At 40.6% G+C, this 19,583-nt stretch carries 15 protein-coding genes; 8 read left to right on the top strand and 7 right to left on the bottom strand.

Annotated features, from left to right (window positions below):
- Positions 1–372: 372 nt before the first annotated feature.
- Positions 373–2,145 (bottom strand): acyl-CoA dehydrogenase family protein, encoded by a 1,773-nt coding sequence (locus Q0Y52_RS01095; RefSeq protein ID WP_297818075.1) that lies wholly within the window; start codon positions 2,143–2,145, stop codon positions 373–375.
- 783 nt (positions 2,146–2,928) lie between these two features.
- On the opposite strand from Q0Y52_RS01095, the gene Q0Y52_RS01090 reads away from it, so the two are divergent.
- Both Q0Y52_RS01090 and Q0Y52_RS01085 read left to right on the top strand, forming a co-directional pair.
- Positions 2,929–3,993 (top strand): efflux RND transporter periplasmic adaptor subunit, encoded by a 1,065-nt coding sequence (locus Q0Y52_RS01090; protein WP_297816884.1) that lies wholly within the window; start codon positions 2,929–2,931, stop codon positions 3,991–3,993.
- A 3-nt stretch (positions 3,994–3,996) separates the two neighbouring features.
- Entirely contained in the window at positions 3,997–7,107 is a 3,111-nt protein-coding gene (locus Q0Y52_RS01085; RefSeq protein ID WP_297816880.1) for an efflux RND transporter permease subunit, read from the top strand.
- Positions 7,108–7,682: 575 nt separating this feature from the next.
- On the opposite strand, the gene rpoD is transcribed toward Q0Y52_RS01085, so the two are convergent.
- The 4 genes from rpoD to rpsU all read right to left on the bottom strand — a co-directional run bounded on the left by rpoD (position 7,683) and on the right by rpsU (position 12,640).
- Entirely contained in the window at positions 7,683–9,596 is a 1,914-nt protein-coding gene (gene rpoD / locus Q0Y52_RS01080) for an RNA polymerase sigma factor RpoD (protein WP_297818073.1), read from the bottom strand.
- Between the two features lie 100 nt (positions 9,597–9,696).
- Positions 9,697–11,463 (bottom strand): DNA primase, encoded by a 1,767-nt coding sequence (gene dnaG / locus Q0Y52_RS01075; RefSeq protein WP_297816878.1) that lies wholly within the window; start codon positions 11,461–11,463, stop codon positions 9,697–9,699.
- Between the two features lie 408 nt (positions 11,464–11,871).
- Positions 11,872–12,333 (bottom strand): GatB/YqeY domain-containing protein, encoded by a 462-nt coding sequence (locus Q0Y52_RS01070; RefSeq protein WP_297816875.1) that lies wholly within the window; start codon positions 12,331–12,333, stop codon positions 11,872–11,874.
- A 91-nt stretch (positions 12,334–12,424) separates the two neighbouring features.
- Positions 12,425–12,640, bottom strand: a complete 216-nt coding sequence (rpsU, locus tag Q0Y52_RS01065; RefSeq protein WP_006991319.1) for a 30S ribosomal protein S21 — start codon at positions 12,638–12,640, stop codon at positions 12,425–12,427.
- 218 nt (positions 12,641–12,858) lie between these two features.
- Between rpsU and tsaD the strand changes: the two genes are divergently transcribed.
- Positions 12,859–13,872 carry a tRNA (adenosine(37)-N6)-threonylcarbamoyltransferase complex transferase subunit TsaD gene (gene tsaD, locus Q0Y52_RS01060; protein WP_297816867.1) on the top strand — a complete coding sequence of 338 codons (1,014 nt, stop codon included), beginning with the start codon at positions 12,859–12,861 and terminating at the stop codon, positions 13,870–13,872.
- 96 nt (positions 13,873–13,968) lie between these two features.
- Here tsaD and plsY read toward each other — a convergent pair whose 3' ends face one another.
- Complete coding sequence (plsY, locus tag Q0Y52_RS01055) at positions 13,969–14,568, bottom strand: glycerol-3-phosphate 1-O-acyltransferase PlsY (RefSeq protein ID WP_297816865.1); 600 nt, start codon at positions 14,566–14,568, stop codon at positions 13,969–13,971.
- Positions 14,569–14,643: 75 nt separating this feature from the next.
- On the opposite strand from plsY, the gene folB reads away from it, so the two are divergent.
- The 4 genes from folB to Q0Y52_RS01035 are packed head-to-tail and all read left to right on the top strand — an operon-like array spanning position 14,644 to position 16,711.
- The gene (folB, locus tag Q0Y52_RS01050) at positions 14,644–15,003 is read left to right on the top strand and encodes a dihydroneopterin aldolase (RefSeq protein WP_297816863.1); all 360 of its coding nucleotides are present in this window, start codon (positions 14,644–14,646) and stop codon (positions 15,001–15,003) included.
- Positions 15,000–15,521: a 2-amino-4-hydroxy-6-hydroxymethyldihydropteridine diphosphokinase gene (gene folK / locus Q0Y52_RS01045; protein WP_297816860.1), complete on the top strand. Its 522-nt coding sequence runs from the start codon at positions 15,000–15,002 to the stop codon at positions 15,519–15,521. The genes folB and folK overlap by 4 nt, the downstream gene beginning before the upstream one ends.
- Positions 15,518–16,318 (top strand): undecaprenyl-diphosphate phosphatase, encoded by an 801-nt coding sequence (locus tag Q0Y52_RS01040; RefSeq protein WP_297816858.1) that lies wholly within the window; start codon positions 15,518–15,520, stop codon positions 16,316–16,318. The genes folK and Q0Y52_RS01040 overlap by 4 nt, the downstream gene beginning before the upstream one ends.
- A 27-nt stretch (positions 16,319–16,345) precedes the next feature.
- On the top strand, positions 16,346–16,711 hold the full coding sequence (locus Q0Y52_RS01035) for a histidine triad nucleotide-binding protein (RefSeq protein WP_297816854.1): 366 nt from the start codon (positions 16,346–16,348) through the stop codon (positions 16,709–16,711).
- 54 nt (positions 16,712–16,765) lie between these two features.
- Here the strand turns inward: Q0Y52_RS01035 and Q0Y52_RS01030 are convergent, their stop codons facing one another.
- Positions 16,766–18,469: a Zn-dependent hydrolase gene (locus Q0Y52_RS01030; protein ID WP_297816852.1), complete on the bottom strand. Its 1,704-nt coding sequence runs from the start codon at positions 18,467–18,469 to the stop codon at positions 16,766–16,768.
- 255 nt (positions 18,470–18,724) lie between these two features.
- Between Q0Y52_RS01030 and Q0Y52_RS01025 the strand changes: the two genes are divergently transcribed.
- Positions 18,725–19,561 (top strand): HDOD domain-containing protein, encoded by an 837-nt coding sequence (locus Q0Y52_RS01025; protein WP_297816850.1) that lies wholly within the window; start codon positions 18,725–18,727, stop codon positions 19,559–19,561.
- Positions 19,562–19,583: the final 22 nt, after the last annotated feature.

The raw sequence follows: 19,583 nt of genomic DNA, 5'->3' as shown, positions 1-19,583 counted from the left end.
ATGGATTGAATCAATGTTTCTAGAAAATATGGAGAGCTTGAGGAAGACTGAACCAAATAACCAAATGATTATCCTGCTGATGGCATGATCATTATTGAGATTGGTGTTTCATTCACATTATTGATTGAGGTGTGTTTTTTCTTTATTGCAGCTGGTGGTTCTGTGTTGGTCATTTGACATAATTGCTATCTGAAAAAATATATTGTATTGAATTTAACAAAGCAACGCTTAACCTATTAGCTGCTGCTCTGTTAGTCTTTGCAGGTTACCGTTATAAGGCTTAATCTATCACTTTGGCAAAATAAAAAAGGCGGTTAGTATTGAATCAACCGCATTTTATATTTTGACTTATTTGACGTTTAAGTTTACTGGTTAATGATAATCAAATTCCATATCTCTCAAAGCCATCAAATCTTCAGCCCCATTAAACAAGTTTGCTTTAAAGCCGTCTTTTCTAGGTAACAGCCTTTTGATATAAAACTCACAGGTTTTTGCTTTGCCGTGTTTAATCTTTTTATTGGTACTTCTACTCGCTGTATCTGCCATGCTCAGCCAAATTACGCCAAGCAGGCAATAAGCACTGTAGTGCATAAAATCGGTAGCTGCAGCGGCTAAGTCAATGGCGTTTAAGGCCTTAAGTTGCTCGGCGGTATTTAACCATTCTTGCAGTAAGCTTTGTGCCTGAGTTTTGGTTTGTGGGTCGCATATTTCGGCAACTTTACTGGTAAACAAGGCATGAGTGTCTTGCAGCATAGTGCCTTTATCTCTGGCTAACTTACGAGAAATCAAATCCATTGCTTGTATACCGTTGGTACCCTCGTAAAGCTGAGTGATACGGGCATCCCGCACTAACTGCTCCATGCCCCATTCGCGAATATAGCCGTGCCCCCCATATATCTGTATTCCCAAATTAGCTAACTCTGTAGCCATTTCTGTCATAAAACCTTTCGCGATAGGCGTTAAAAAAGCGATAACGTTATTGGCTTTGCTTATATCAATGGCATCGCTTGCAAATTTTTCGATATCCATTTGCTGAGCATACAAAAGCGAGAAAGCTCTACACCCTTCTACTAAGGCTTTTTGGGTGAGTAACATTCGGCGCACATCTGGCTGGTGGATAATGCCATCGGCCTTTTTATCTTTTTGCTGAATGCCTTGTGGAGCACGAGATTGTAAGCGGTCTATGGCATAAGTCAGTGAACCTTGATATGAGGCTTCGCTGATGGACAAGCCTTGCAAACCCACCTGAAAGCGCGCGTCATTCATCATAGTAAACATACAGGCTAAACCGGTATGAGGTGCGCCCACTAAGAAACCTTTGGCATCGTCGAAATTCATGACACAGGTTGGGCTACCTTTGAGCCCCATCTTTTTTTCTATGCTGCCTACTGATAAACTATTTGCTTGTGCGGGTGAGCCACTGGCATCGAGCAAAAATTTAGGGACTAAAAATAGGCTGATACCTTTTACGCCAGTCGGTGCGCCGGGTAAACGGGCAAGTACTAAGTGAACAATATTATCGGTCCAATCATGATCCCCGGCGGAGATAAATATTTTACCGCCAGTGATATTGAAACTGCCATCGTTACTAGGTTCAGCCTTAGTCGACAGTAAACTCAAATCTGTGCCGGCTTGTGGTTCGGTCAAACACATAGTGCCGGTCCACACGCCTGAAATGAGTTTTGCAAGATAAAGTTTTTTTAGTTCTTCACTTGCATGTTTGGTGACAGCAAGTACAGCACTTTCAGTCAATATACTGGTGAGTCTCCAGCTAATATTGGCCGAACTCAGCATTTCCTGCACAGGAACGGCTATGGTGTGAGGTAAATCTTGACCTTCATAGTCGGCACTTCCTAGCATCGCGTTCCAGCCATTGGCGATATATTCTTGATAGGCCGCTGCAAAACCCTCAGGAGTGGTAACTATGCCATTGGTAAGCTTGCAGCCCTGTTCATCGCCTTCGCGATTAAGTGGGGCAATCACTTCTTCTGAAAACTTGGCTCCTTGATTCAGAATCTCATTGACTAGCTCTTGATCAAAATCTTCTAAGCCTAGTTTTTGATAATGTGCCGACAGGTTTAACCAATCATGCAGTACAAATTGCATGTCATTTATTGGAGCGAGTGTATTGGGGCATAGAAACAGATCTCTGAAAGTCTAATGTTGTAGGGATTATACTGTTGTTAGATGGTTTTGGTTCCTAAAAGTCGATGTAATGACTATTATAAGTGTTGATGTGGCGAGAGAAATTGCATGAATGTTCGCTGCTTTTAGGCGACGATCAATGAAAAATCATTCTAATCGATTATACACTTCACGCAATGTAATCACATCAATGTCGTTTACCCAATGGTCTGGTTCTGTCTCAAATGGGTTGATCAAAGATATGTGAGTGGTGTTGCGTTGAGCCCACGATGGAACAGGAAATACCTGCAGATGGCTAGAAAAGGCATCTGTCAGTTTGCACTCAAAGTATTGGGTTTGGTTAGGGGCAGTAAACAGTAATTGACCTACTTCAACATTTAGCCCCGTTGTTTCCCAAACCGCTTGGTGCGCTGTGCATTGGGCGCTTATTAAATTTTGTTGTTTATGAGTGGGTAAATTCCAGCCATCATCATTATTATTTTTGACTGCTAACAGTTGAATGTTGGATTTTATAAGACAGGCATGCTGCGGAGGGCTTGGTTTCTGTATATAATGTATTAGTTCGGCACATAGGGTCGGCAGGGATGTCTCTACTGCACCCCATCACCAAGATTGTTATGGCTATAAACAATCTATTCAGCACAATGTTACGTATCTCCGCGGTATGAATATGAGTTATTATCACATTAATCTCCCCATTCTCCACGATTAATTGTAAAGGCTAGCAATTCAAAATTTGCTACACAGGTTTTATTCAGTTTTTTTATTTAAATAGGTCACCAAATGTCTAAAGGGTTAAAAGTTTCTCCTCTGCTAATTGCCGTTGTGTTGTGTTTAGGCTTAGTGGTGTATTTGTATCTGCCAAAGGATGTGTCTGAGCAAGTCAAACAAGCCAATACCACGTTAGTCAAAGTGCATCGCACCATTGAAGAAGAGTTTGAGGTAGTGGTTGAAGCTTTAGGTACAGGTAGAGCAAATGAGTCTGTACTTATAACAACACAAACTTCTGATATTGTTCAGAAAATACATTTTGACGATGGTGATAGGGTCAAAGCTGGTCAGGTATTACTGACATTAATCGACTTAGAAGAAAAAGCCCGATTAGCGGCTTTAGACGTTGATTTACAGGAAGCAAACCGCCAGTTGAAGCGGATCGCCAACCTCGCTAAAAAGAATGTCGCGTCTGAACAACTATTAGACGAACAACAAGCCGAGGTGAATGCCCTGAGAGCGGAAATGAATGTATTAAAAACTCAGATGCGAGCACTTGAAGTGAGAGCACCTTTTGATGGTTTATTGGGACTGCGTCAAGTGAGTGTTGGGGCGCTAGTTAGGCCCGGTGATGCCATTACTACCTTAGATGATTTATCCATTATTAAAGTTGATTTTAATATTGCCGAGGTTCACTTACCCAGTGTGGCTATCGGTCAAAATATTCGAGCCACTTCCATTGCCTACCCAGATGAAATATTCGAAGGCAAGATAGTCAGTATTGGATCTAGGGTTGACCCTGCTACTCGTGCGATCCAAATTCGAGCAAACATTAACAATCAAGATTTTAAATTACGTCCTGGTATGTTGTTACAGATTAACTTACAGAAGAAAATGCTGACTACTTTAACGCTTCCAGAAGCGAGCTTAGTACCAGTAGAAGACAAACATTTTGTGTTTGTAGTGAACGGTGAAACGGTAACAAGAAAGCAAGTGACAATAGGCTTGCGGAAACCTGGCAAAGTGCAAATTGTTTCGGGTTTAAATGAAGGTGAACTGGTTGTGATTGAAGGAGCATTAAAATTAAGACATGGCTCAAAAGTCAAAGTTCTTAATGCTGATGAGATAAAGGAGTAAACCATGTTTCTTTCAGATGTATCGGTTAAGCGACCTGTTTTTGCCACAGTTGTTAATTTGTTACTGGTGGTCTTTGGTGTCGTCTCCATTAGTTTATTGTCTTTGCGCGAATATCCTGACATCGACCCCCCGATAGTGTCGATCAACACGAATTATCCTGGTGCTTCAGCCTCGATTGTGGAGACGCGTATCACTCAGTTAATAGAAGAGCGGATTAGTGGTATAGAAGGCATCAAAAATATTGAGTCCAGTAGCCGTAATGGCCGTTCATCTATCAGTATTGAATTTGACCTATCTAGAAATATTGATGCCGCATCGAATGATGTGCGAGAGAGGGTTAGCCGAGTACTGAACAACCTACCTGATCAAGCTGAACCACCTGAGGTGTCAAAATCAAACTCAGACGAAGACGTTATCGTTTGGTACAACCTGCGCAGTGATAATCTATCGGTGATGGAATTAACAGATTATGCTGATAGATTTGTAGTTGACCGTTTATCCGTTGCAGAAGGGGTTGCACGCGTTCAATTAGGTGGCGGACGCAGATACGCGATGAAGGTGTGGCTAGATAGAAATGCCATGGCTGCCAGAGATATTACCGTGACCGATATCGAGAACGTTATACGTTCTGAGAATGTCGAATTACCTGCCGGTGAAGTTGAATCTATCGATCGGGATTTTGAAGTCCGGGTAGCAAGAAGTTTTCTCAGTCCAGAAGATTTTTCCAACCTAACGATTAAGGCCAGTGCCGATGGTTACTTAGTGAAACTTAAAGAAGTTGCACGAGTCGAATTAGGCGCTGAAGACGATGAGACAGAGTTTCGTGGCGGCGGCGTAAACATGATTGGGCTGGGCATTGTTAAACAGTCCAAGGCTAATACACTCGAAGTGGCTAGGGCTGCAAAAGCCGCTATTGAACGTATCGAACAGACTCTGCCAGATAATATTTTTATCGTTTCAAGTTATGACTCCTCAGTGTTTATTGAAGCATCGATAAACGAAGTATATGAAACTTTGGCCATTGCTATCTTGATGGTGGTGCTCGTTATATATGTGTTTTTAGGCAATATACGGGCAACGTTGATCCCAGCAGTCACTGTGCCTGTGTCTCTGGTTTCAGCTTTCATCGTTATGTATGCCTTGGGCTTCTCTATTAACTTACTAACCTTATTAGCTATGGTTTTAGCAATAGGGTTAGTGGTAGACGACGCCATAGTTGTGTTGGAAAATATTTCCAGGCGAATAGAAATGGGCGAGCCACCTATATTAGCTGCCTATCGAGGCGCAAGAGAAGTCGGTTTTGCGGTCATAGCCACCACTTTAGTGTTAATATCTGTATTTATCCCCTTGGTTTTCTTGCAAGGCAATATTGGTAGATTGTTTACTGAATTTGCTTTGGCCATCGCTGCAGCGGTGGCCTTTTCTAGTGTTACTGCCTTAACGCTGTCCCCTATGATGTGCTCCAAACTATTAAAAAAACGCAGTCATCCTTCAGGATTTTCTCATTGGGTGGACACTAAATTTAGTAAAATTGAGCGAGGATATTTCAACGGTCTAGGCACAACTATTCATCAACCATGGTTAATGAGCATGCTGGTGATTGGCAGCATAGTCGCTTTGTTTAAGTTGGTACAAATATTACCCGGAGAATTTGTGCCTAAAGAAGACAGGGGCAATTTTTTTATACTGATGCAAAGTGCAGAAGGCTCGAGTTTTGAGAGTAATGCTGCTAATTTGAAAAAGATTGAGAGTATATTACTGCCTTATACAGCAACGGGTGAAGCTGAACGTATCATAGTGCGTACTCCTGGTTTTGGAGGGACTGCCGGTATAGCGATAGTTGGTACCGCTATTGGCCCAGATAAGAAGGGGTCGACCTTTGATTTGATGGATGAAATCAGCGGTAAATTAGTCAATATCCCTGACGTCACTGCTTTTGCCGTCATGCGCAGTGGGATCGGGGGACGTGGACTCGGCCGACCGGTACAATTTGTGTTGCAAGGTAATACCTATGAAGAGCTAGTAGAGTGGCGAGATATCGTTTTAACTAAAGCTAGAGAAAATCCTAATTTAGTGCGAATAGACTCTGATTATAAAGAAACGTGGCCACAATTATTGGTCAATATCGATAAAAACCGAGCCGCAGATTTAGGTGTGTCTATTAGTGATATAGGTCGCACTCTCGAGACTATGTTAGGGCAAAGGCGGGTATCCACTTTTCTTGATAAAGGCCAAGAATACGATGTCATCATGGAAGGCTGGGAAGAAGATTATCGTAGTCCCTCGAGCATTGAGAATATTTATGCTCGTTCGTCTCAGTCTAATCAATTGATCCCCTTAGATAACTTATTGACTGTGAGTGAAAACGCCACTTCATCGAGGCTCAATCGATACAATAGAATGCGCAGTGTCACTATTAGTGCCAACTTGGCCGACGGTTATACGGTAGGTGAAGCATTAGAATATTTACGTAACATTGTCGATACTGAACTGCCTGATGAGGTCGCTATTGATTATAAAGGTGAGTCTCAACAATACCAAGAGTCAGGTGGCTCGATTTTATTTATTTTTGCCTTAGCCTTAGCCATCACCTATTTGGTCCTAGCGGCTCAATTTGAAAATTGGATCCATCCTTTAGTGATCATGTTAACTGTGCCTATGGCGCTAGTAGGGGCTTTTATTGGTTTATATTTTTCTGGTATGACTTTAAATATATACAGTCAGATTGGTTTGGTGATGTTAATTGGGTTAGCCGCAAAAAACGGTATACTAATTGTTGAGTTTGCCAATCAATTACGGGATGTGGGGGTAGAGTTTGAAGAAGCCCTACGAAAAGCGGCGACTCAAAGGTTACGGCCTATAGTAATGACTGGTTTTACTACTATTTTTAGCTCACTACCACTGGTTTTAGCCAGCGGTGCAGGGGCTGAGAGTAGAACAGTTATTGGTATGGTGATATTTGCAGGTGTGACAGTTTCGGTCTTCTTAACCCTGTATATCGTGCCAACTGCTTATTATTTACTTGCTAGGAATACTGGCTCACCTAATGCGCAGGCTAAGCAGATAGAAGACTTGGAAATTAACATGCCTTATCGTAAAGGTGATGAACATTAATACCTTTAGTTGATACTTGTTTGTCCCATTCTATCGTTGCAATCAGTAAGCACACATCATTGTAACGAACCATCTTAGTAGGGCGATGATTTTAGCTTTAGTTTAAGGACTTTGGAAACGGGCAAAAGCTCCCTTTATCTTTTTCCAAATACTATAAAGCCTAATCTAGCATTTACTGATGTGCAGATTTAACCACGTACGATTCACCAGAACCATAATACTATTGGCATCTAAATCCAAAGGAACACATTGACTAATCTACCACAGACAATTCCAACGTTAACTTATCTAAAGGCTATGTGATTGGTGAAACGGCCAGCGCACCTATAACAATCAAATACATTGAATGGAGGCGCTATAGTTAACGAATTTCATACCTCCTTAGAAAGAATGCATGTTCGTGATTACACCAATTAGACCAATTTTGCCAAAAGCTAAATCCTCATCAACAATAAACTGATGAGGTATATACCGTCTATCGCGTAATCTGCGCTATGCACCTATAGTTCGATGTTAATTTACGAGACAATATTTCGCAGACAAAAAAAAGCCTCAGAAAGTGCTGAGGCTTTTTTTTATTCGTCTAAGAAGCTTTTCAGTTGTTCAGAGCGGCTAGGGTGTCGTAACTTACGTAATGCTTTCGCTTCGATTTGACGAATACGTTCACGGGTGACATCAAACTGTTTACCTACTTCTTCAAGCGTGTGATCGGTGTTCATATCGATACCAAAGCGCATTCTCAAAACTTTGGCTTCACGTGCGGTTAAGCCAGCTAACACTTCTTGAGTGGCATCTTTTAAGCTTCCACCTGTAGCTGAGTCTAAAGGCTGTACTATAGTGCTATCTTCGATGAAATCACCTAAGTGTGAATCTTCATCATCACCGATAGGCGTTTCCATTGAAATAGGCTCTTTAGCGATTTTCAATACCTTACGGACTTTGTCTTCAGGCATCAACATGCGTTCTGACAACTCTTCAGGTGTGGGTTCGCGGCCCATTTCTTGAAGCATTTGACGTGATATACGATTCAGTTTATTGATCGTTTCGATCATATGAACAGGAATTCGGATAGTACGTGCTTGGTCAGCAATCGAGCGAGTGATCGCCTGACGTATCCACCAAGTGGCGTAAGTTGAAAACTTATAACCACGACGGTATTCAAATTTATCTACCGCTTTCATCAAACCAATATTACCTTCTTGGATAAGGTCCAAGAACTGTAAACCACGGTTAGTATATTTTTTCGCAATAGAAATAACCAAACGCAAGTTGGCCTCGACCATTTCTTTCTTTGCACGACGAGCCTTGGCTTCACCAATCGACATACGACGGTTGATATCTTTGATATCGGCAATAATTAATCCGGTCTCATCTTCTACCGTATTCATTTTGCTAATGGCGCGTTCAAGTTCTTCTTGGTGCTCTCTCATCTCTTCTGCATAGGGTAATGTAGAGTTGAGTATTTTGAATAACCAAACGGTAGATGTCTCATTGCCTGCAAAGGCTTTAATAAAGTCTTTTTTCGGCATTTTTGCTGTGATAACACAGTGTTTCATCACTATGCGCTCTTGCACACGAATTCTGTCCATCATGCTTCGCATGTTTTTTACCATACGATCAAACTGTTTAGGCGTCAGTCTAAATTCTTTGAAAACTTCGCTTAATTCATTAATTTGAATACGAGCTTCTTTATGAGAACGGCCTTTTGCATCGATAACATCTCGGGCTTTTTCATATTGATGACGAAGTGCAGTGAATTTTTCCCGTGCTAATTCAGGATCCGGGCCTGTGTCTTCTTCTTCTTCTTCATCATCATCATCACCGTCTGAATCTTCTTGTTCTTCTTTAGATAATTCAGAACCAACGTGGGTAGCAGTAGGTGCTACGTCTTGTTCGTTTGGATCAACAAAACCGATGATGATATCGCTAAGACGAATTTCTTCAGCTTCAAACATATCCCATTGGTCAAGCAAATGGGTAATGGCTTCAGGATATTCAGCGACAGAGCACTGAACCTGATTAATACCTTCTTCGATACGTTTGGCGATAACAATCTCGCCTTCACGGGTTAGAAGCTCAACTGTGCCCATTTCACGCATGTACATACGCACTGGGTCAGTAGTTCTACCTATCTCACTTTCTACAGTAGCAAGAGCTGCTGCTGCGGCTTCAGCTGCTTCATCATCAGTATCGCTTTCTTGCATCAAAAGCTCATCTTTATCAGGAGCCCTTTCAAATACTTTGATGCCCATATCATTGATCATATGGATGATGTCTTCCATTTGATCTGAATCGACAATATCTTGAGGAAGGTGGTCGTTAACTTCCGCAAAAGTCAAATAGCCTTGTTCTTTACCTTTAGCAATGAGGAGTTTTATCTGCGACTGCTTGCTTTGCACCATATAACTTACGCTTCTCGAATTAGTTGAATATTCATCAAAACCCCTCGTTAGAGAGAATTTACGCTTTAACTTGCTTAATACACCCAGTCAGTAATGTGTATTTGCTGCTATGTTAGCCAATTTACCAGTATAACAGATTCATTACGCATAGGGCTAGATCTTGGGTCATTTTTGTTCTTTTACAAGGTTACTTGTGTTCTTTTACAAGAAGATTAAGTTCCTGTTTTTCTGCATCGGTTAATTTGCTCACTCTGGACTTGGAAAATAATTCATCCATTCGGCTGTTTAAATGCCAATCTAAAAGTTTGGCAAAACTGTCTTCAAACACCGCAGCTTGGTTTTGTTCGGCGTATTCCCACATCATTAATTTAGCTAACTGAGCGCTTTGTGGATGATGACGAAAATGTTCTAAGACTTGAGCCGTATTCGCCAGTGGTTTGCTTAAACAAAATTGATAAAGGGTTATTAACATTGATATACCTGGTATATCTACTGACACAAGCTGAGTTGGATCAGCGGCCTGACATTTTATCGCTAAACTAGGATCATCTAGTAGTAATCTAATCATCATACGTATCGGCGATATTGTACTTTTATTCGGTGTGCTGAAGTCTAATTTCTTAGGTGTTTTTCTCAGATTTGCTTGAGCAACATCACGCTCATATTTATGTTTGTTTTGGTCACCCATATGATTACTTAAATCGGATAATAAAATTTCACGAATATTATCGCCGACTATTTTTTGAATTAGCGGTATGGCTTCGGCTTTTAAAGCAGCTTTACCTTCATTGCTGCTAACGTGATGACGTTGTAATAAATTATCAAAGAAGAATTTTGACAAAGGGACAGCATCATTCTTCAAGCTTTCCTCAAAAATATCTTTACCTATTTTACGTACTAATGTATCAGGATCTTCGCCATCGGGTAAAAACAGAAACTTCATCTCCACCCCATCTTTTAGATAAGGAAGGGCATTTTCTAAGGCACGCCAAGCCGCTTCTCTGCCTGCACGATCACCATCGTAACAACACACCACTTCACTGGTAGCGCGGAATAACATTTGAATATGTTCTGCTGTGGTGGCGGTGCCTAGAGATGCAACAGCATAATCGATACCAAATTGTCCAAGTGCTACAACATCCATGTAACCTTCGACAATCATTACCCGGGTTAAATTGCGATGAGCTTGTTTTGCCTGATAGAAGCCATATAGCTCATGTCCTTTATGAAATATGCGAGTTTCGGGTGAGTTCAGATATTTTGGGCCACCATCGTCCAATACTCTGCCACCAAAACCAATAACACGTCCGCGCTTGTCACGAATAGGGAACATAATTCGATCGCGGAAAAAATCGAACCTTCTTCTGTTGTCATTTTCGGTTATAAGTTTTAGGTCAAGTAATTGTCGCTGATATTCAGGGCTTACGCCGAAATTTTTGAGTACTGAATCCCATTCTGGTGGTGCATACCCCATATCAAAAGCTTTAACTATCTCACCACTGAGTCCACGATTTTTTAAGTAATTGACTGCTTTAGCTTTGTCGGGGTGAATTCTGAGTTGTTGGGCAAAGAATTTAGCCACTTTTTCCATTAACTCGTAATCGCTTTCTTTTTGTTGTTTTTGCTCAGCTGATGGTGGTGGGGCACCGCCTTTTTCTCGTGGCACTTCGATACTATGATATTGCGCCAATTCTTCAATGGCTTCTGGAAACTCTAAGCGGTCAAATTCCATTAAAAATGAAATGACATTACCATGGGCACCACAGCCAAAGCAGTGATAAAACTGTTTGTCTTGACTAACAGTAAAGGAAGGGCTTTTTTCGTCGTGAAAAGGGCAGCAAGCTTGATGATTACGGCCAGCTTTTTTAAGCCGCACACGACTGTCAACAAGTTCAACTATATCTGTACGAGCAATAATGTCATCAATAAATTCGCGGGGGATACGACCAGACATTATACTTTCTCAATTAACAAAAACGGCTGAATTAATACCCATACCGCCTTAAGGTGACGGATTAAGCAGGAGTTTGAAACGATTTAGGCAATGAGACTATTTTGTAGGCTTAGTCATCTAAGTCAATAATAACCCACGCAGTGTTTGGCGCCCGACATACATCGTTTTAAAACCCGCCCTAAGGGACTGTGGTATTCCACTTCTTCGTTACGCCAATTCAGAAGGTGATTAACATTCAGTCATCGACGCGCCTTGAATAAAAGCGCCCCATTTGATCTTAAATGCGCAACTTGAGGTGGAATAAGTATTGTGCCATATAGTTTGGCATATTTAAATTTTATACATCCACTAAAACAGACAAACCGCATCGAAGTGCGGTTTGAAAATTGTAACTGTGTATGGGATTTACTATGAATTAAGTCTGGCTTTTATCTTACCACTTAATAGCCCCATATCAGCACGGCCTTGAACTTTAGGTTTCAACCAAGACATGACTTTACCCATATCTTGCATCCCCGAGGCATCTGATTCCACCATCGCTTGCAAGATCAAAGCATCAAGCTCTTCTTCGCTGAGAGGTTTTGGCAGAAAGTCGTGTAAAATAACAATTTCTGCTAGTTCGATATCAAGCAAGTCTTGACGACCAGCAGCCTCATATTGACTTGCTGCATCTTTTCGTTGCTTTACCATCTTGATCAATATTGCAAGAATACCATCTTCATCCAGAGCAATATAATCAGGATCAACACGCCCATCGATTTCATGTTGCTTTACTGCAGACAAAGCCATTCGAATAGTACCAAGACGCATTTTGTCTTTGGCACGCATCGCATCTTTTTGTGCATTTTTTAAATCATCTAATAATGACATGGAATGACTCAATGAAAACGAAAAATGATGTGTGTAAAATCACTTAAAACGCGTGGGTTTTAGACCACAAAAAACGCGCTTCAGAAGATATTTAGTATAATCTGATGCGACGGGCGTTTTCGCGAGATAACTTCTTCAAAAGACGTTTCTTAGCAGCAGCTTTCTTACGCTTACGTTCCCAAGTAGGCTTTTCAAAAAATTCGCGACGACGAACTTCAGAAAGTACACCTGCTTTTTCACATGATCGTTTAAAACGACGTAATGCAACATCAAAAGGTTCGTTTTCTCTTACTTTAACGATTGGCATTAAACTCTTACCTCAAAAATAAAACTATATCGTGCCGGTATAATGTATAGCCAGCTCGGTTAAAAATGGAGCGGAATTCTAATCATATCCTTAAAGGATGTAAAGTCTTGATAGCCTAAATACCTGATTAATTCGAACAAATGTCATATTAAATTGGAGGTTTGACCGCTTATCAGTAGAATACCGTTAAATTAAAGTATTTTTGTTAGAAGTTATTAATGCGTGTATTAGGAATTGAAACCTCATGTGATGAGACCGGTGTGGCAATTTATGATGACCATCAAGGGTTATTGTCCCACCAATTATATAGTCAAGTGAAACTCCATGCTGATTATGGTGGTGTTGTTCCAGAACTTGCTTCTAGAGATCATGTTCGTAAGTTGATTCCTTTGATCAAAAAAACGTTGCAAGAGTCGAATTGCATTGGCAAAGACATAGATGGTATCGCTTTCACCAAAGGCCCCGGTTTAGTCGGCGCTTTGTTAGTGGGATCATCAGTGGCGCGCAGCTTGGCTTATGCATGGAATAAACCCGCTGTGGGGGTGCACCATATGGAAGGGCACTTGCTTGCTCCTATGTTAGATGTTTCAGCACCAGAATTTCCTTTTGTGGCACTTTTGGTTTCAGGTGGTCATTCGATGATGGTGAAAGTTGAAGGTATTGGTCAATACGAAGTATTAGGTGAATCAGTAGACGATGCAGCAGGAGAAGCTTTTGATAAGACGGCTAAGTTACTTGGTCTAGATTACCCAGGGGGGCCTTTACTGGCAAAATTAGCTGAAAAAGGTGAGGCAGGGCATTATAAATTTCCACGGCCCATGACCACAAAACCAGGTTTAGATTTTAGTTTTAGTGGTTTAAAAACATTCGCAGCAAATACTATTCGAGCATCTGATGGCTCGCAGCAAACCCGAGCAAATATCGCCTTTGCTTTCCAAGAAGCTGTGGTCGATACTTTGGCCATTAAATGCAAGCGCGCCTTAAAACACACACACTTAAAACGTTTGGTTATTGCAGGTGGTGTCAGTGCCAATAAACAATTGAGAGAAGATCTCGCTGCCATGATGAAATCTATTCAAGGAGAGGTGTTTTATCCTAGGTTGGAATTCTGTACTGATAACGGTGCCATGATCGCCTATGCCGGATTACAGCGTCTAAAAGCCGGTGAAATCGAATGCTTATCGACCAAAGCTAGACCTCGTTGGTCTTTGGAAGAATTGGCGGCTATTTAAGTTGCAATTAACCTTTATGCCCATACCACCTCTGAAATTCGCATTTTGAGGTGGTATTAGTTGCAATTCTCATCATGAATTTAACCTTAGTCTAGGTTATTTGGTATTTTTTCTGTTGCGTACTTTGGGCTCTTGCTTTTGGTAAAGTCTTATTATGTTGTCTTTGTGACGTAGGACGATTAGTACACTTAATATGCCCACTGGCAAAGTGTATTCAGGTTTTAGTAGTGCGGTGAATACGGGTGCTAGACTGACTGACAGAATGGCAGCCACAGAAGAATAATTTGTTAATCGAACCATAATAGCCCATGTCATCATTAACAAAGCGGCTAGATCTAGCCCTAGAGGTAATATGGCGCCAAAGGCTGTGGCAACAGCCTTACCTCCAGAAAACCCGAAAAATAATGGAAACATATGGCCTAAACATGCCATTACAGCCACAAAGGCTAAGTAAATAGGCTCTAAACCTAAGTAATAACTAACCCAAACTGGCAGGGTGCCTTTAAGTACATCAAATACTAATACTAACGCGGCCGGAAAATTTCCGCCAAGGCGAAATACATTGGTCGCGCCTGGATTGCCTGAACCTTGTTTTCTGGGGTCACCTAAGCTGAATAGTCGGCAGACTAAAATGGCACTGGAAATAGAACCCAGTAAATAGGCCGCAGCAAAGATTAATATAGTTAGTGCTGTCATGTACTTGTATTAAAAAAATGGGTTATAATTCAACAGAATATACCAACCCCCCTTAAAAAGCATCGCGGATCACCAATGGATAAAATTCATATTGAAGGACTTGAGGTCTTAGCGTTGATTGGCGTATATGACTGGGAGAGAGAACATCAACAACGATTAATAGTGGATGTTGAACTCAGTGCTGACCTTTCTGAGGCAGCTCAAACAGACGATGTTAACAATACGCTTAATTATGCCCAAATAGCGCAAGGCATTAGCGACTTTGCTGCAAAAAGCCAATTTAAACTGATAGAAGCCTTAGCAAGTCATATGGTTGACTGGTTGCTGCAATCCTTTCCAAACCTTAAAACAGTGCGCCTAAAGTTGAGTAAGCCTGATATTCTAGCGAATGCTAAAAATGTTGCGGTTGAATTTACTAAGGATCAAACTCTTTGAGTATTGACATCAAACAATCACATATTATCTATATCAGTGTCGGTAGCAATGTAGATAAAGAAAAACACACTAAAGCTGGACTACTGGGTATGTATCTTGCTTTCGGTGATTTGACACTTTCCTCGGTTTTTGAAAGTGAATCAGTCGGATTTGAAGGCAATAATTTTTATAATTTGGTAGTTAAGGCTAATACTACGTTATCCATCGAGCAGGTATGTTCGGTTCTTAAACGAATTGAACAAGACAACAAACGTCAGCGTGGGGAAGAAAAGTTTGCTCCCCGAACGCTCGATTTAGATTTGTTGCTATATGATTGCCAGGTGACTTCCCAGCCAATTGAATTACCTCGGCCGGAGGTGCTTTATAATGCATTTGTATTAAAACCTTTAGCTGAGATTGCCGCTGATGAAGTCCACCCAGTAGCCAATAAAAACTACGCCAGCCTGTGGCAAGCATATGACAAAAGCCAACAAAAGCTGTGGGCGATTAATTTTGATTGGAGTCCAACTGACAAATGACATTGTTTGAAATTATTATCTTGGCGATCATTCAAGGATTGACTGAGTTTTTACCCATATCTAGTTCAGCTCACTTAATTTTACCTTCAGAGGTGTTAGGTTGGAATGACCAAGGCCTAGCTTACGATGTGGCGGTGCATGTAGGTAGTTTGTTAGCGGTGATGATTTACTTTCGTGCGGATATTTTTCGCTTGACGAGTGCTTGGTTTCGCCATGGTTTGAGTCAAAATCAAATACAGGACAGTTGTTTAGCTTGGTGGATCATCATTGGCACTATCCCGGCTGTGATGTTTGGGTTTTTCTTTAAGGATATTATAGAGATATACGGTCGGTCAGCTTTAGTCATTGCTATTACGACTATTGGCTTTGGTTTGCTACTTTGGTTTGCAGATAGTAAAGCCACTCAAGCTAAAAATGTGCATCAAATCACTTGGAGAAATGCTGTTTTTATCGGTCTTGCTCAAGCTATTGCTATTATCCCCGGTACGTCACGTTCGGGTATCACTATGACAGCTGGCTTGATGATAGGTCTAGACAGAGAAAGTGCGGCTAGATTTTCATTTTTATTGTCTATACCTGTGATCCTAGGTGCTGGTCTACTTTCAACGCTAGAATTGCTACAAAATCCCAATGCTGTGGATTGGAATGCGCTCATTTTTGGTGCAGTATTTTCATTTGTCAGTGCCTATGCTTGCATTTATCTATTTTTAGCGTGGATCTCCAAAATTGGTATGTTGCCGTTTGTGATTTACCGGTTGTTATTGGGCTCGTTATTACTAATGTTTGTTTTCTATTAAGAGTGGACTGATAAAAAGGCCTTAAATATGAGTGAAACTATTTTTACAAAAATTATTAATAAAGAAATCCCAGCTGATATTCTTTATGAAGATGAATTAGCTATGGCGTTTAGTGATATTAATCCCCAAGCGCCTATTCACTTTTTGGTCATCCCCAAAAAGCCAATCACGACTATTAATGATATTGAAGAAGACGATAAAGCGTTAGTTGGTCATTTATATTGGGTGGCAGCACAATTAGCGAATAAACATGGCTTTGCCCAAGATGGTTACCGGGCTGTGATGAATTGTAACGAAAACGGCGGACAAACCGTGTCTCACATTCATTTGCACGTATTAGCAGGTAAGGCGATGGGATGGCCACCCTATCAAAACAAGCTTAAAACACTCTGATACATCACGTATTGAGCTGCCGATAAGCTCAATACGTGGCATATTTCGTTTCGATTAAAGTCCTAGTACCTTAACCCCTTGTTTAAAATCTATGTCAACTGGAATATCAGCAGCCGTTAATCTGTCAAGGTCTTGCTGCAGTTGTGCTTTGATCACGCCTTTATCTGCCACTAATTTTGCTACGGCTTCATAATCCCCATCACCCTGCAGAGTAAGTATTTCATTTGATAGGGCATCAATAGCCTTACCCATTTTCTGCATGTCTACTTGATAAAAGCCATCTTGGTTACGACTAAAAGCTTGGTATTCCTGAAAAAAGTTAAATCTGATCATGTTGGCTTTGCCATGGGCACTGGATGCACCAAAACGAACAGAACGAAAAATACCCGCCATAAAGGTTACATAGTAGTCTTCTAGCATACCTTCATCAATTACACCTTTAGCTAACAGCTGCTGCACCATATAAAGTCCTAAGATATCGGCTTTGCCTTCTTCTAATGCTGATGCATGTTCTTTCAAAGCCTGTCGGACAGTTTGTTCGCTGCCTAATACTGTTTTGATACCTAGTCCATGGGCGACTTCATGAAACATGGTATTAGCAAAAAAAGCGTTGAAGGTGATGTGTTGACGCTGTTGAGGCACAATCAACTGCTCCGAAATAGGTAATAATATGTTATAGAATTTTGCTTGCATCGCATTCTTGAGTTGTAACCTTCGTGTGCCTTTCTTCAGCTGTACTTCTTCATCGTTAGGCAAGTTGATGGCAATTGTCTTACTACCAGCGTTGGAATGGCCTGCATAATAAATTACATCGTAGGCATTTAAGTCAGCATTTGCGCCGGGCATTTGAGCTTTGTATTGTGCATCAACGGGTAAGCCTTGTTGTAGCTCAGGTAAGAATGATGCGTATTTACTGAGTTTTTTACTCCAATCCAAATCTTTCAATAATACATAAGACTCAAATGCTGCTCGATACCCAAACAACTGATCCTCATATGTTTCAATGGGACCATAGACTAATTCAATAGGGTTACTCTTCATTTCCATCCATGCATAGTCTGAAGCTTGGTAATTATTGGTTAATAACGCTTCAGCGCGTAACTTGAGGTAATCAGCAAAGCTTGTGTCCTGAGCTAAAGTGGCGGCTTTTTTTAAGAGTTGTGAAGCGTTTTTTAATTCTTTTGCAAAGAAAGTGGAGTAGGGGATAGCTGTTAAATTCCCGTTTTTATCTCTGCGTACCATAGAGTACAGGCCGTCTTTATCTGCAAAGTCGCTGATGTCAAATTCTTCTTTTGTCATGTCTGGGGGATAAAACTGTGCGCCTAATCGTTTTTCGGCTGTATTGGATAAAAAAGTCAGATCCCCGTTCAATCTGTCCCAGGGGCCATAGTTAATTGCCGCGAAATCTTGCACTTTAGAGTCATTAATGTGAGATAAAAATGTATTCTTATCTTGATCAAATGCCTGCTGCCAGAATAAGTCGTCCATAATGACTGACGCTTCAATCAAAATAGCTAACATTTTTTTCTGGTTAGCACTTAGATGGCTTAAGTCTGCAGACAAAGTGACAGGGAAATAAATATTGAGCCTGTTTTCATAGTCCCCAATCAGAGATAACATTACTTTTTTATCAGTAGACATGTCTAAAGGTTGCTGTATCTGAGTATCGTTATTTACTGGTTTATTACAAGATGAAACCAATGTCGAACCAACAACTAATACGATGGCTGAAATATATGATTTTGAAAGAATTTTCATTGCGTCTTCCTTTTTTAATTGTTGTTATACGCTATTTACTTTGATTTAATTCAATGGAAAGATAACAAATTTTTAGCTTTTAATGCGTTTATCATAACTAGAAACCACAAAAAAGTGTGCTAGGGTTTATTATCAATTTTTTCCGCTGTTCCATTAGCTAAAATACTTTAACTAACTCACCAGATAAATAATCTTGGGTGAGATAAAAGAGACTTATTCTAGAGTCGGTTTGTTGACAGGATATAATATAAACATATGAGTACAGAAAACGCGCTTCTTACTATTTTGGTAGAAAAAATTCATAACGATACATTGGTTCTACCCACATTACCTGCAGTGGCATTAAAGGTTAGGAAAGCAGCTGACAATCCGGACATCAATCTAAGTGCGATGGCTGACGTTGTTAGCCAAGATCCATCCTTAAGTGCACGTCTGGTAAAAATAGCTAATAGTGCATATTTAGGAAGAAGTGTAAAAGTTACCTCGATACAGCAGGCGGTAACGCGTATTGGATTACGCCAAATTAAAAACATTGCTACTGCTTTGGCAATGGAGCAGTTGTTTGTTTCTAAAAATGACATTGTAAAAGGTTATATGTCTCGTATTTGGGTCGACACTATTGACATTGTGGCTAGCTCTATGGCGGTATTGCAAATACATACTAATCAAACCAAAAACCGCGCGCTTAACCTTGACTCAATGATGTTGGCTGCGTTGATACATAATATTGGTGTGTTACCAATATTAACCGAGGCTGAGCGCCATGCGGATGTATTTGCTAACCCTACCTTTTTGGACGTTGCTCTAGAGAAATTAGCGGGTAAAATTGGCACAAGTATCATGATTGAGTGGGGCTTTGAGCCAGAGTTTGTAGATATTACTCAAAACTGTAAAGATTTGTCTGTGACTTCCGATACTGTTTCTTACTTAGACTTGGTCAGGGTTGCTTCAGCACTTTGTGGAAAATTTAATAATCATGAAGAAGAAATTTTTAAAGGGGCTGTAGATATAGGTCTTATTGATGATTTATCTGCGTTACTTTCTGACGAATTTAACGAACTATGTGATAACGCCAAGCAAATTTTTCTATAACATTTTAAGTTGTTTCGCAGAT

The sequence above is a fragment of the uncultured Paraglaciecola sp. genome (assembly GCF_943787955.1).
In the GTDB taxonomy this organism is placed as follows: domain Bacteria; phylum Pseudomonadota; class Gammaproteobacteria; order Enterobacterales; family Alteromonadaceae; genus Paraglaciecola.
Note: the sequence above shows the minus strand (reverse complement) of the source record. Positions and strands in the feature narration are given on the sequence as shown.